This is a genomic window from Streptomyces sp. NPDC051909 (genome assembly GCF_040681095.1).
Taxonomy (GTDB): Bacteria; Actinomycetota; Actinomycetes; order Streptomycetales; family Streptomycetaceae; genus Streptomyces.
In genome coordinates this window covers 175452-189494 of record NZ_JBFAYA010000002.1, presented here as the reverse complement: position 1 = coordinate 189494, position 14043 = coordinate 175452, and the positions used below count along the sequence as shown (strand labels likewise).

The window sequence follows — 14043 nt, the reverse complement described above, 5'->3', positions numbered from 1 at the left end:
CCAGTGTTACGTTGTGGCCTCGCCAACTGAAGGGGGAAACATGGGAGTCCGGGCCGTCCCGCCGAAGGAACCACGGACGCAGCGCCTCGCCGCCGTCGAAACGACGGCAGCCGCTTTCGACGCCGTGGACCGGCAGATCCTGGACCTGCTGCAGAGCGACGGGCGCATCAAGCTGAGCGAGCTCGGCCGCCGGGTCCGGCTCAGCCCCGCCGCCGTCACCGAGCGGGTCCGCCGCCTGGAGGCCTGCGGCGCGATCACCGGTTACGGCGCACAGGTCGCCCCCGCCCGCCTCGGCTACGGCATCCAGGCCTTCGTCCGGGTCAACCCGCACGGCGGCTACACGCTCAAGCACCCCCGCACCCTCGAACTCCTCGCCCGCCCCGAGATCCGCGAGGTGCACCACGTGGTCGGTGAGGACTGCTGGATCCTCAAGGTCGCCGTCACCGACACGGTGCACCTGGAAGAGGTCCTGGAACAGACCTCCGCCCTCGGCCGCACCACCACCTCCATCGTGCTGTCCTCCCCGGTGGAGCGGAAGCCGCTGCTCCCCGCCTGACCGAGCCGGCCTGTTTGCCTTGACGTCGGCGTCAAGGCGTACGTTCGAGGACATGCGAATCGGCGAGCTGGCCGAGCGGGCGGGCACGACCACGCGGACTCTGCGCTACTACGAGTCACGGGGACTGCTCACCGCGCGGCGCACGGAGAACGGCCACCGCACCTACGACGAGGACGACCTGCGGCTGCTCCAGCAGATCCGGACCCTGCAGGACTTCGGGTTCGAGCTGGAGGAGACCCGGCCGTTCGTGGAGTGCCTGCGGGCGGGCCACCCGGCGGGCGACGCGTGTCCCGCGTCGATCGCCGTCTACCGGCGCAAGCTCACCGAGCTCGACGGACTGATCGACCAGCTCCAGGGCGTCCGCGCCCAGGTCGGCGCGCAGCTGCTGCGCGCCGAGGCGGAGCTGGCCGGCGGCCCGGAGCCGCGCTGCGAACTCGGATCCGACGAGCGGACCACCGACACGGGAGGGCAAGGAAGATGATCAAGGCGAAGGGCGTGGCCGAGGTCACCGACGCCGACTTCGAGACGGAGGTGCTGGCCGCGGAACTGCCCGTCCTGGTGGAGTTCACGGCCGACTGGTGCGGCCCGTGCCGCCAGCTCGCCCCCGTGCTGAGCGCGGTGGCGGAGGAGGAGGCCGGCCGCCTCAAGGTGGTCCAGATCGACGCGGACACCAACCCGGCCACGGTGACGAAGTACGGGATCCTGTCGATGCCGACCCTGATGGTGTTCCGCGCGGGCGAGCCCGTCCGGTCGATGGTGGGCGCCCGGCCGAAGCGCCGCCTCCTGGAGGAACTCGCCGACGTCTGAGCGGACGTCTGAGCTAGTCCGCCCACAGCTTCACCGAGTGCGCCGCCACCAGCCCCCGTACCCGCTCCAGGAGTTCGGCGGCCGGCAGCGGGTCGAGCCGGCGCCCGTCCCGGAGCCGTACCGACACCCGGCCGTCGGCTGCCTCCTTCGCGCCGATGACGAGCTGGTACGGGACGAGGCGGGCCGCGCGGATGCGGGCGCCGAGGGTGCCGTGGTGCGGGCCCACGACCTCGGCGCGCAGGCCGAGCCCGGCGCAGCGGTCGGCGAGCCCGGCGGCGGCCTCGTACTCGGCGTCGGAGACCGGCAGGACGGCGAGCTGGACCGGGGCGAGCCAGGCGGGGAAGGCGCCGGCGTGGTGCTCGACGAGATGCGCGACGGCGCGTTCGACGCTGCCGACGACGGAGCGGTGGATCATCACGGGGCGGTGCCTGGCGCCGTCGGCGCCGATGTAGTGCAGGTCGAACCGCTCGGGCTGGTGGAAGTCGATCTGGACGGTGGAGAGGGTGGACTCGCGGCCGGCCGGGTCGGCGACCTGCACGTCGATCTTCGGGCCGTAGAAGGCGGCCTCGCCCTCGGCCTCCTCGTAGGGGAGTCCGGAGGCGTCCAGGACCTCGCGGAGGAGGGCGGTGGCGCGGGCCCACTTCTCGGGCGCGTCCACGTACTTGCCGCCAGGCCCGGCGAGCGAGAGCCGGTAGCGGGCCGCCTCGATGCCCATGGCGGCGTGCGCCTCCCGGATCAGCCGCAGCGCGGCCGCGGCCTCCCCGGCGACCTGGTCGAGGGTGCAGAAGACATGCGCGTCGTTGAGCCCGATGGCCCGCACCCGGGTGAGTCCGCCGAGCACCCCGGACAGCTCGGAGCGGAACATGCCGCCCAGCTCGGCCATGCGGAGGGGGAGTTCGCGATAGCTGTGCGCGCGGGAGCGGAACATCACGGCGTGGTGCGGGCAGAGGCTGGGCCGCAGCACGAACTGCTCGCCGCCGACGTCCATGGGCGGGAACATGTCGTCCCGGTAGTGCGCCCAGTGCCCGGAGATCTCGTACAGCTCGCGCTTGCCGAGCACGGGCGAGTACACATGCCGGTATCCGGCCCGCCGCTCGGCCTCGCGTACGTACTCCTCAAGGGCGTGCCGGACGACGGCCCCGTCCGGCAGCCAGTACGGCAGCCCGGCCCCGATCAGCGGATCGGTGTCGAACAGCTCCAGCTCACGGCCCAGCCTGCGATGGTCGACACCTTTTCCGACACCCTCGTCGACGTCGCTGCCCATGGTCACTCCTCGTGTGTTCGGGGGAGCGAGGCCCGGATGCGACGACGACGAAGCCCCGGGGCACTCGCCCCGGGGCTTCGGACAAACTCAGCTGTCAGCGCGCCGGGACACTCTCCGGCGTCGTCGTCTGGAACGCGGCACGCTGCTTCATGCGGCTGACGCTAGCAGGGGGCCGCTGATCCGCGCACAGGGTTTTCCGGGGCTCCCGGAGCTTCCGGGGCACAGAAAAGCCCCGGACTTAGAATTGCAGTCAGGGGCGCGTCTCACGTATATTCATGGATTCCGTGTCCGCGCATAGCAAACACACGGACGGATTCACTAAACGCACCGTATCGCGCCGGGAGTCGAATTGTCAACCGCAGAATTTCGGAACGAGCAGAAATTCATCACCGAGCTCTACGCACGACTCGACGACCTGAGGGACCAGGCCGAGGCCGGCGTCGCCCGGGCCCTCGCCACGCCCGGCGAGGGCAGCGCACAGGCGCGCCTGGAGCGGGACGTGCTCGTGGCCGAGCAGTCCGGACTGCTCGCCGCGCTCAACGCCGGGGAGAGCGGGCTCTGCTTCGGGCGGCTCGTGTTCCGCGACGGGCGCGACCACCACATCGGCCGGCTCGGCATCCGGGCCGACGACGAACTCCGCACCCCGCTCGTCGTCGACTGGCGCGCCGAGGTCGCCCGGCCCTTCTACCTGGCCACCGGCTACGAGCCGATGGGCCTGCGGCGCCGCCGCCACCTCACCACCAAGGGCCGCGAGGTCGTCTCGCTCCATGACGAGGTGCTCGACCTCCAGGACGCGACCCGCACCGGCCACGAGAACCGCGACGCCGACGAGGTCCTGCTCGCCGCGCTCGACGCCGCCCGCACCGGACGCATGCACGACATCGTGCAGACCATCCAGGCCGAGCAGGACGCCATCATCCGCTCCCCGCACCGCGGCGTCCTCGTCGTGGAGGGCGGTCCCGGCACCGGCAAGACCGCCGTCGCCCTGCACCGCGCCGCGTACCTGCTCTACGCCCACCGCGAGCAGCTCGCCAAGCGCGCCGTCCTCATCGTCGGCCCCAACCCCGCCTTCCTCGGCTACATCGGCAACGTGCTGCCCTCCCTCGGCGAGACCGGCGTCCTCCTCGCCACCCCCGGCGAGCTCTACCCCGGTGTCCGCGCCACCGGTACGGACACCCCCCGCGCCGCCGCCGTCAAGGGCTCCGCCCGGATGGCCGAGGCCCTGGCGCAGGCCGTACGCGACCGCCAGCAGGTCCCCGAGCGCGGCGCCCCGCTGATCGTCCCGCACGAGGACGGCGACCTGATCGTCGACTGGGACATGGCCCTGGAGGCCCGGCACAAGGCCCGCGAGACCCACCTGCCGCACAACCTGGCCCGCCCCTACTTCGTCTTCGCGATCCTCGACGCGCTGGCCGAGCAGCTCGCCGACCGCATCGGCGCCGACCCCTACGGCGGCCCCAACTTCCTCGGCCCCGACGACCGCGCCCTGCTCGCCAAGGGCGTCGCCGCCAACCCCGAGGTGCACGCCGCCCTCGACACCCTGTGGCCGGCCCTCACCCCCGAGGGGTTCCTCGCCGACTACCTCGCCGAGCCCACCCACCTCGACGAGGCGGACATCGAGGCGATCCGGCGCGGCCCGGGGGACTGGACGCCGGGCGACGTGCCCCTGCTCGACGAGGCCGCCGAACTCCTCGGCGAGGACGACTCCGCCGCCCGCGCCGCCGAGGAGGCCGAACGGCAGAAGCAGATCGCCTACGCGCAGGGTGTCCTCGACGTCTCCTTCGCCTCCCGCACGTACGAGTTCGAGGACAAGACGGAGCTCGACGCGGACGCGTCCGAGGTGCTGTCCGCGCACGACATCATCGACGCCGAGCGCTTCGCCGAGCGCCACGAGGAGGCCGACCACCGCAGCGCCGCCGAACGCGCCGCCGCCGACCGCACCTGGGCCTTCGGGCACATCATCGTCGATGAGGCGCAGGAGCTGTCCGCGATGCTGTGGCGGCTGCTCATGCGGCGCAGCCCCACCCGCTCCATGACCCTGGTCGGCGATCCGGCGCAGACCGGCGACCCGGCCGGCGTCGGCTCCTGGCGGGAGATCCTCGCGCCGTACGTGGAGGACCGCTGGGAACTGGTCCGGCTCGGCGTCAACTACCGCACCCCGGCCGAGATCATGGAGGTCGCCGCCGAGGTGCGGCGCGCCGCCGACCCGGGCTTCGAGCCGCCGCGCTCGGTCCGCTCCACGGGCGTCGCGCCCTGGGACCGTACGGTCGAGGACCCGGTGAAGGAGACCGCCGACGCGGTCGCGGCGGAACTCCGGCCCGAGGGCCGGCTCGCCGTCATCGCGCCGGCCGCGCTCCACCCCGACCTGATCGCCGCACTCCCCGACGCCGCGTACGGGCCGAAGCCCGACCTGACGCGCCCGGTCGTGCTGCTCGACCCGCGTCAGGCCAAGGGCCTGGAGTTCGACACGGTCCTGGTCGTCGACCCGGACGGCATCCGGGCCGGCGCCACGCACGGCATCAACGACCTGTACGTGGCGCTGACCCGGGCCACCCAGCGGCTCGGCGTGATCAGGCGGGCCTGAGCCAGACCGTCGCGAGCGGCGGCAGGGTCATCCGCACGCTGGCCGAACGCCCGTGCCACGGCACGGACTCGGTCTTCACCGGGTCCGTGCCCACCACGCCGCTGCCGCCGTAGCGCGTCGCGTCCGTGTTCAGGACCTCCGCCCAGGCGGCGAAGGTGTCCGGCACGCCGAGGCGGTAGTCGTGCCGGACCACGGGGGAGAAGTTGGAGACCGCGAGCAGCGGCGAGCCGATCGCGTCGAGGCGGAGGAAGGCGAAGACGTTGTCCTCCGCCGCGTCGCCGACGATCCACTGGAAGCCCTCCGGGGAGGTGTCCCGCTCCCACAGCGACGGCGTCGCCGTGTACACCGTGTTCAGGTCGCGCACCAGGTCCCGTACGCCGCGGTGGTCGCCGGCCGAGTGGTACGTCTCGTCCATCAGCCACCACTCGGGCCCGTGCTCCGCCGACCACTCCGCGCCCTGGGCGAACTCCTGCCCCATGAAGAGGAGTTGCTTGCCCGGATGGGACCACATGAAGCCCAGGTAGGCCCGGTGGTTGGCGCGCCGCTGCCACCAGTCGCCCGGCATCTTCGACACCAGCGCGCGCTTGCCGTGCACGACCTCGTCGTGGGAGATCGGCAGGATGTAGTTCTCGCTGTACGCGTACACCATCGAGAAGGTCATCTCGTGGTGGTGGTACTTGCGGTGCACCGGCTCCTTGCCGACGTAGCCGAGCGAGTCGTGCATCCAGCCCATGTTCCACTTCATGCCGAAGCCGAGCCCGCCGAAGCCGCCCGGGCCGACCTGGTCGGTCGGCCGGGTCACCCCGTCCCAGGCCGTGGACTCCTCGGCGAAGGTGACGATGCCCGGGCAGCGCTTGTAGACCGTGGCGTTCATCTCCTGGAGGAAGGCCACCGCGTCCAGGTTCTCCCGGCCGCCGAACTCGTTCGGCAGCCAGTCGCCGCCCTCGCGCGAGTAGTCGAGGTAGAGCATCGAGGCGACCGCGTCGACGCGCAGCCCGTCGAGGTGGAACTGCTCGCACCAGTACACCGCGTTGGCCACCAGGAAGTTGCGCACCTCGGTGCGCCCGTAGTCGAACTCCAGGGTGCCCCAGTCGGGGTGCGCCGAGCGGCGCGGGTCCTCGTGCTCGTACAGCGGCCGCCCGTCGAACTCGGCCAGTGCCCAGTCGTCGCGCGGGAAGTGCGCCGGGACCCAGTCCATCAGGACGCCGATGCCGGCCTGGTGCAGCGCGTCGACGAGGTGGCGGAAGTCGTCGGGGGTGCCCATGCGGGCGGTCGGCGCGTAGAAGCCGGTGACCTGGTAGCCCCACGAGCCGTGGAACGGGTGCTCGGCGACCGCCATGAACTCCACGTGGGTGAAGCCGAGATCACGGACGTAGCCGGGCAGCTGCTCGGCGAGCCGGCGATACGTCAGGCCAGGGCGCCAGGACGGGAGATGCAGTTCGTAGACGGAGATCGGCGCCTCGTGGTGCGGGCGGGCCCCGCGCCGGGCCATCCACTCCTCGTCCTGCCAGACGTGGTGGTCGGCGGTCACGATCGAGGCGGTGTTCGGCGGGCACTCGGTGCGGCGGGCCATCGGGTCCGCGCGCAGGGTGTGACCGCCGTCGGGGCGCGTGATGTCGAACTTGTACGCCGCGCCCTCGCCGATCCCCGGCACGAACAGCTCCCACACGCCGGACGCCCCGAGCGAGCGCATCGGCAGCGCGCTGCCGTCCCAGTACGTCCAGTCGCCGGTCACCCGGACCCCGCGGGCGTTGGGCGCCCAGACGGTGAAGCGGGTGCCGGCCACGCCCTGGTGGGTCATGACGCGGGCGCCGAGCGCCGTCCACAGCTCCTCGTGCCGGCCCTCGCGGATGAGGTGCAGGTCGAGCTCGCCGAGGGCGGGCAGGAAGCGGTACGGGTCGTGGAGCGCGAGCTCGGCCGCGGTGCCGACGGAGTCGTACCGGACGCGCAGCTCGTACTCCGGCACCTTGCGGAGCCGGGGGATCAGGACGGCGAACAGTCCGTCGCCCTCCGACCGGAGCTCGACCCGGCGCCCCTTCGGCAGGACCGCCGCGACCGCCTTCGCCCACGGCCGCAGCACCCGGATCACCACCCCGCCCTTCACGGGATGCGCCCCGAGCAGCCCGTGCGGGTCGTGATGCTCCCCGGCGATCAGCCGGGCCCGGTCGGCGGGGTGGAGCGGGGGCGCCTCGCGTACGGCGGCCGGCTCCGGCTTGGCCTCCGCCCGGGGAGCGGGCGTCTTCGGCTTGCGGGCGGTCCTGCCTGCGGATCGGGCGGTCACGGGGAGGCCTCCTGAAGGGTGAGGTGTGGGTGATGTACGGGCGGACGCGCCCGGCGCTCTCCACGCAAGCGCAACGCCGCCGCCCGCGCACCGGACACTCGGCCGAACGGGCGGTCCACGGTCACGCTCCCCCCGCCAGGCGCTCGATCGCCGCCATCGGGACCGGGAGCCAGTCCGGGCGGTGGCGGGCCTCGTAGACGACCTCGTAGACCGCCTTGTCGGTCTCGTAGGCGCGGAGGAGGGCGGGGTGGGCGCGGGGGTCGGTGCCGGAGGCCTCCGCGTAGCCGGTGCAGTAGGCGGCGCGGCAGCGGGCCGCCCAGTCGGCGTTCCAGGGGCGGTGGGTGCGGGCCGCGTAGTCGAAGGAGCGGAGCATGCCGGCGATGTCGCGGACCGGTGGCTGCGGGCTGCGCCGCTCGTCGAGCGGCTTGGCCGGCTCGCCCTCGAAGTCGATCACCGCCCAGGCGCCGTCGGAGCCGCGCAGCGTCTGGCCGAGGTGCAGGTCGCCGTGGATGCGCTGGAGCGGGCCGGCGCCGCCCGCGTCGCCGGCGGCGGCGAACACGGCCCGGAGCCCCGGGACGTACGGCAGGAGCGCGGGCACCGCCTGCGCGGCGGCGTGCAGCCGGGCGTCCATCGCGGCGGCCAGGTGCGCGGCCCGGTCGCGCCGGAGGCGCTCCGTGGGCAGGGCGGTCGCCAGGGCGAGGTGCACCTCGGCCGTGGCCCGGCCGAGCGCGCGGGCCTCGGTGGTGAACTCCCGTCCGTCGGCGAGCGCGTCGAGGGCGAGCCGCCAGCCGTCCCGCGACTCGCGCAGGAAGGGCTGGAGGACGCCGAGGGTGGCGTGCTCGGTCTCGAACCAGGCGACGGGCTCCGGCACCCGCGCGCAGCCGGCCCGGGCCAGGGCGAGCGGCAGCTCCAGGTCCGGGTTGGCGCCCGGGCTGACCCGCCGGAAGATCTTCAGGATGAACGAATCCCCGTAGACCAGGGAGGAGTTGGACTGCTCGGCGTCCAGCATCCGCGGGGCGAGCGCGGGCGGCAGCGGCGCGGTGGTGTGGAAGCGCAGCGGGCCGATCCGGCCGGGCGCGCGCAGCCGTTCGTAGAGCAGTCCGGCGAGCCGCGGGTCGCGCAGCCCCTCGTAGACGGCCCGGCCGGCCAGCGGCCCCTGGCGGATCCGCCCGATCAGGGCGGGGGCGAGGCGCGGCGGCAGTTGGGGCCGTACCCCGAGGAGCAACTGGTAGCAGTCGGCGGGTGTTCCGGCCGGGCGGCCGGGTTGCTCGACCCGGACGAGCAGATGGATCAGGCCGGGCCCGGTGCCGTCCAGCGGCAGCAGCTCGGTGGCCGCGTCCAGCGTGAATCCGGTGACCCGGCGGCCCTTGCCGGCGAACCAGCGCTGCCGGGGCAGCCAGGTGTGCAGCAGGGGCGTGAGTGACGGAAGGAGGGCGTCCGGGGCCCGGGTGGTGGATGCGGTCTCCGGCATGGCATCGCGTCCTTTCCCCGGGGTGCGCACGGTGGGTTCGTATGTGTTCAAATGCGCAGATTGTCCCGGATGGCGGCTTCGGCTGTCCGGCTGTGCGGGACGTGTCGGAGGGGAAGATCCGTACGGGTCCGGCAAGAAGGCCCGTACGGACCCACCCGGTATGAGGCGGTGGAAACCGCCTCACACGGGACAGAACTGAAATGACGGTACTTCAGGATCGCTTGAGGCGGAACCAGTAGAACCCGTGCCCGGCGAGGGTCAGCAGATACGGCCACTGCCCGATCGCCGGGAACTCCACCCCGCCGATCAGCTCCACCGGCTTCACACCGTCGAAGCGGCGCAGGTCGAGCTCCGTCGGCTGCGCGAACCGGGAGAAGTTGTTCACACACAGGACCAGGTCGGCGTCCAGTCCCTCTTCGGGGGCGGACTCACGGAGGAAGGCGAGCACCGCCGGGTTCGTCGACGGCAGTTCGGTGTACGAGCCGAGTCCGAAGGCACGGTTCTGCTTACGGATCTCGATCATCCGCTTCGTCCAGTGCAGCAACGAGGACGGCGAGGCCATCCCCGCCTCCACATTGGTCACCTGGTAGCCGTGCACCGGGTCCATGATGGCCGGGAGGTAGAGCCGGCCCGGATCGCACGACGAGAAGCCCGCGTTGCGGTCCGGCGTCCACTGCATCGGGGTGCGCACCCCGTCCCGGTCACCCAGCCAGATGTTGTCGCCCATGCCGATCTCGTCGCCGTAGTAGAGCACCGGCGAGCCCGGCAGCGAGAACAGCAGCGCGGTGAACAGCTCCATCTGCTTGCGGTCGTTGTCGAGGAGCGGGGCGAGCCGCCGCCGGATGCCGATGTTGGCCCGCATCCGCGGGTCCTTGGCGTACTCGGCGTACATGTAGTCGCGCTCTTCGTCCGTGACCATCTCGAGGGTCAGCTCGTCGTGGTTGCGCAGGAAGATGCCCCACTGGCAGCCGGACGGGATCTCCGGCGTCTTCGCCAGGATCTCGGAGACGGGCGTGCGCGACTCGCGCCGCACGGCCATGAAGATCCGCGGCATGACCGGGAAGTGGAAGGCCATGTGGCACTCGTCGCCGCCGGAGCGGAAGTCGCCGAAGTAGTCGACCACGTCCTCGGGCCACTGGTTGGCCTCGGCGAGCAGCACCCGGTCCGGGTAGTGCTCGTCGATCTCCTTGCGGACCGCCCGGAGGAAGGCGTGGGTGGCGGGCAGGTTCTCGCAGTTGGTGCCCTCCTCCTGGTACAGGTACGGCACCGCGTCCAGCCGGAAGCCGTCGATGCCCAGGTCCAGCCAGAAGCGCAGGGCCGACAGGATCTCCTCCCGCACCCGCGGATTCTCGTAGTTGAGGTCGGGCTGGTGGGAGAAGAAGCGGTGCCAGTAGTACTGCTTGCGGACCGGGTCGAAGGTCCAGTTGGACGTCTCCGTGTCGACGAAGATGATCCGGGCGTCCGGGTACTGCTTGTCGTCGTCCGCCCAGACGTAGTAGTCCCCGTAGGGGCCGTCGGGGTCGGTGCGGGACTCCTGGAACCACGGGTGCGCGTCGCTCGTGTGGTTCATCACGAAGTCGATGATCACGCGCATCCCGCGGGCGTGCGCCGCGTCCACGAACTCCACGAAGTCGGCGAGGTCGCCGAACTCGGGCAGCACCGAGGTGTAGTCGGCGACGTCGTAGCCGCCGTCGCGCAGCGGCGACTTGAAGAACGGGGGCAGCCAGAGGCAGTCCACCCCCAGCCACTGCAGGTAGTCGAGGCGCGACGTGATGCCCTTCAGGTCGCCGACTCCGTCGCCGTTGCTGTCCTGGAAGGAGCGGACCAGGACCTCGTAGAAGACCGCCCGCTTGAACCAGTCGGGATCGCGGTCCCTGGCGGGGGTGTCCTCGAAGGTGTCGGGGACGGGTTCGTTGACTGTCATGATGTGGGTGACCCTCCGGTCTGCGGGGACGGTCGCAGGACGAGCACGTGCGCGGGCGTGACACCCGGTTCCAGACGCACGTAGTTGGCCCTGCCCCAGTGATAGGTCTCGCCGGTGAGCTCGTCGCGCACCGGCACGGTCTCGTGCCAGGCGAGGCCGAGTTCCGGCATGTTCAACGAGACCGTGGCCTCCTGGGTGTGGTGGGGGTCGAGGTTGGCGACCACCAGAACGGTGTTCGGACCCGAACGCTTGGCGTACGCGATGACGGAGTCGTTGTCCGTCGCGTGGAAGGTCAGGTTCCGCAGCCGCCGCAGCGCCGGGTTGCGGCGCCTGATCCGGTTCAGGTTCGTGATCAGCGGGGCGATCGAGGCGCCCGAGCGCTCCGCCGACTCCCAGTCGCGCGGCCGCAGTTGGTACTTCTCCGAGTCCAGGTACTCCTCGCAGCCGTCGCGCAGCGCGGTGCCCTCGCACAGCTCGTAGCCCGCGTACATGCCCCAGGTGGGAGAGAGGGTCGCGGCAAGGACCGCCCGCACCTCGAAGGCCGGCCGGCCGCCGTGCTGCAGATAGGCGTGCAGGATGTCCGGGGTGTTCACGAAGAGGTTCGGGCGCATGTGCGCGGCCGCGTCCCCGGACAGCTCCGTCAGGTACTCGGTCAGCTCCGCCTTGGTGTTGCGCCACGTGAAGTACGTGTACGACTGCTGGAAGCCGACCGCGCCGAGCGTGCGCATCATCGCAGGGCGCGTGAACGCCTCCGCCAGGAAGACGACGTCCGGGTCCGCCGCGTTGATCTCGCCGATCACCCGCTCCCAGAAAACCACCGGCTTGGTGTGCGGGTTGTCCACCCGGAAGATCCGCACCCCGTGGTCCATCCAGTGCCGCAGCACCCGCACGGTCTCCGCGACGATCCCGTCCATGCCGTCGCCGGCGCCGTCGAAGTCGATCGGGTAGATGTCCTGGTACTTCTTCGGCGGGTTCTCGGCGTACGCGATCGAGCCGTCCGGGCGCCGGGCGAACCACTCCGGGTGCTTCTCCACCCACGGGTGGTCGGGCGAGCACTGGAGCGCGAAGTCGAGCGCGATCTCCAGGCGCAGCTCGCGCGCCCGCGCCACGAAGGCGTCGAAGTCCTCGATCGTGCCCAGGTCCGGATGGACGGCGTCGTGCCCGCCTTCCGGAGAGCCGATCGCCCACGGCACGCCCACGTCCTCCGGGCTAGCCGACAGCGAGTTGTTCGGGCCCTTGCGGTGGGTCACGCCGATCGGATGGATCGGCGGAAGGTACACCACGTCGAAGCCCATCGCGGCGATGGCCGGGAGCCGCTTCGCCGCCGTGCGGAAGGTGCCCGGCTTCGTCCGGCCGCGGACCGTTCGCACCCCCTCGGAGCGCGGGAAGAACTCGTACCACGAACCGAACAGGGCCCGCTCCCGCTCGACCCGCAGCGGCAACGCGGGGGACTGGCTGACCAGTTCGCGCAGCGGATGCCGGTCCAGGGACTCCACCACGCGGGGCGCGAGCGCCGCCGCGAGCCGCACCGCCGCCGGACGGGACTCGTCGCGCAGGGTGTCCGCGACCGCGAGCACCGCCTCCCGGCCGCCGCCCTTCTTCGGCACGCCCTTCGCGGCCCGCTCGTGCAGCTCCGCGCCCTCGGCGAGGACCAGTTCGGAGTCGATCCCGGCCGGGATCTTGATCCTCGCGGTGTGCCGCCAGGTCGCGAGCGGATCGCTCCATGCCTCGACGGTGTACGTCCACAGGCCCTCGGCGTCCGGGGTGACCTCGGCGCCCCACCGGTCGGTGCCCGGTGCCAGCTCCCGCATCGGGGTCCAGGGCCCGGGCCGCCCGGACGGGCCGCGCAGCACGACATTGGCGGCGACGGCGTCGTGGCCCTCGCGGAAGACGGTGGCCGTGACCTCGAAGGTCTCGCCCACCACCGCCTTCGCGGGGCGGCGGCCACAGTCGACCAGAGGGCTGACGTCCAGGACGGGAATGCGTCCCATGAGCGGATTCACGGCATCACCTGACGGTTCGCGAGGGTGCGGGTGGTGTGCGCTCTTTCTAGCTCCGTCGACGGCCGGGGAGTTGAGGGCATGGCCGCGCCGGTGCGCGTTCACTCGGATGGCGGGTCTCGGAGGAGTACGACGGGGTACGAGGAGGAGCCTTCCCCCCGAATTCGGGTGGGCAATCCGGCGCTTTGTTAACTACTAGGACGTAGGGTCGCCAACGACAAGAACATCTCCCGGACAAGAACGCGGCCCCGACAGAGAACCGGCCCCGTCCTTGGGGGACGGAGCCGGTTCCGGTTCGCTGTTCTCGGCGGATCCCGCCGGGTCACTTCCGCCAGAACAGGTGGTGGGTGACCCCGCTCGGGCTCGGCACCACGTCGAGGTGGTAACGGTCGGTCAGCTCCTCGGGCGAGTCCCACAGCCGCAGGCCGGAGCCCAGCTTCACGGGGGAGACCGCCACGTGCAGGGTGTCGACCAGGCCGGCGGCCAGGAACTCGCGGATCGTGGTGACCCCGCCGCCGAGCCGCACGTCCTTCCCGCCCGCCGCCTCCTTGGCCATCTCCAGGGCCGCGGCCGGATCGGCGTCCACGAAGTGGAAGGTGGTGTCGGAGAGCGTGAACGAGGGCCGCGGGTGGTGGGTCAGCACGAACACCGGGGTGTGGAACGGCGGCTCGTCGCCCCACCAGCCCTGCCACCGAAGGTCCTGCCACGGACCGCGCTGCGGGCCGAACTTGTTGCGGCCCATGATCTCGGCGCCGATGTTGTGCGAGAAGTCCCGGACCAGGTAGTCGTCCAGACCCCGGCTGCCGCCCTCCTCGGTGCGGGTCGGCCAGCTCGCCGTCGCCCCGCACCAGGCGAAGATCCGCGCCGGGTCGAGGTGGCTGCCGAACGGGTGCTCAAGGGACTGGTCCTCGCCGGCCGCGACGCCGTCGAGCGAGACGTTGAAGTTCTGGACCTTCAGCAGTTGCCGTGCCATGGGGTGGTGTTCCTTCCGGGCCGGGCCATGGATGTCGTGACGATGATGAGACCGCCCGGGACGCGGAAACTCATCGCCGCGCCGCCGTGCCTCCTTCGCGCGCCGTGGCGCGCGCCGCCCCACGTGCCCTAGCGTCCGGTCACGCGACACGGCACGGAACACGGCGGGCGCACAGCGTGGTGC

10 protein-coding genes are annotated in these 14043 nt (G+C 72.0%); 4 read left to right on the top strand and 6 right to left on the bottom strand.

All coding sequences use genetic code 11. From position 1 onward, the window contains the following. Positions 1-40: 40 nt before the first annotated feature. The 3 genes from AB0M18_RS03830 to trxA are packed head-to-tail and all read left to right on the top strand — an operon-like array spanning position 41 to position 1363. Positions 41-556: an Lrp/AsnC family transcriptional regulator gene (locus AB0M18_RS03830; RefSeq protein WP_365755188.1), complete on the top strand. Its 516-nt coding sequence runs from the start codon at positions 41-43 to the stop codon at positions 554-556. Positions 557-608: 52 nt separating this feature from the next. Further along, positions 609-1037, top strand: coding sequence for a MerR family transcriptional regulator (locus tag AB0M18_RS03825; RefSeq protein ID WP_365755187.1), 429 nt, complete (start codon positions 609-611; stop codon positions 1035-1037). Next, the gene (gene trxA, locus AB0M18_RS03820; protein WP_365755186.1) at positions 1034-1363 is read left to right on the top strand and encodes a thioredoxin; all 330 of its coding nucleotides are present in this window, start codon (positions 1034-1036) and stop codon (positions 1361-1363) included. The genes AB0M18_RS03825 and trxA overlap by 4 nt, the downstream gene beginning before the upstream one ends. A gap of 13 nt (positions 1364-1376) precedes the next feature. On the opposite strand, the gene thrS is transcribed toward trxA, so the two are convergent. After that, positions 1377-2627, bottom strand: coding sequence for a threonine--tRNA ligase (thrS, locus tag AB0M18_RS03815; protein ID WP_365755185.1), 1251 nt, complete (start codon positions 2625-2627; stop codon positions 1377-1379). Between the two features lie 349 nt (positions 2628-2976). On the opposite strand from thrS, the gene AB0M18_RS03810 reads away from it, so the two are divergent. Then, positions 2977-5211, top strand: coding sequence for a UvrD-helicase domain-containing protein (locus AB0M18_RS03810; RefSeq protein WP_365755184.1), 2235 nt, complete (start codon positions 2977-2979; stop codon positions 5209-5211). Here AB0M18_RS03810 and glgB read toward each other — a convergent pair. From glgB to AB0M18_RS03785, 5 genes are all read right to left on the bottom strand, one after another. Next, positions 5198-7492, bottom strand: coding sequence for a 1,4-alpha-glucan branching enzyme (glgB, locus tag AB0M18_RS03805; protein ID WP_365755183.1), 2295 nt, complete (start codon positions 7490-7492; stop codon positions 5198-5200). The two genes, AB0M18_RS03810 and glgB, sit on opposite strands and share 14 nt — an antisense overlap. A gap of 121 nt (positions 7493-7613) precedes the next feature. Continuing rightward, complete coding sequence (locus AB0M18_RS03800) at positions 7614-8963, bottom strand: maltokinase (RefSeq protein ID WP_365755182.1); 1350 nt, start codon at positions 8961-8963, stop codon at positions 7614-7616. 211 nt (positions 8964-9174) lie between these two features. Then, a complete protein-coding gene (gene treS / locus AB0M18_RS03795) occupies positions 9175-10887 on the bottom strand; it encodes a maltose alpha-D-glucosyltransferase (protein WP_365755181.1) in 1713 nt (570 codons plus the stop codon). Beyond that, positions 10884-12878, bottom strand: a complete 1995-nt coding sequence (locus AB0M18_RS03790) for an alpha-1,4-glucan--maltose-1-phosphate maltosyltransferase (RefSeq protein WP_365755180.1) — start codon at positions 12876-12878, stop codon at positions 10884-10886. Before AB0M18_RS03790 ends, treS begins: the two co-directional genes overlap by 4 nt. Positions 12879-13209: 331 nt before the next feature. Beyond that, positions 13210-13860, bottom strand: a complete 651-nt coding sequence (locus tag AB0M18_RS03785) for a dihydrofolate reductase family protein (protein ID WP_365755179.1) — start codon at positions 13858-13860, stop codon at positions 13210-13212. Positions 13861-14043 lie beyond the last annotated feature (183 nt).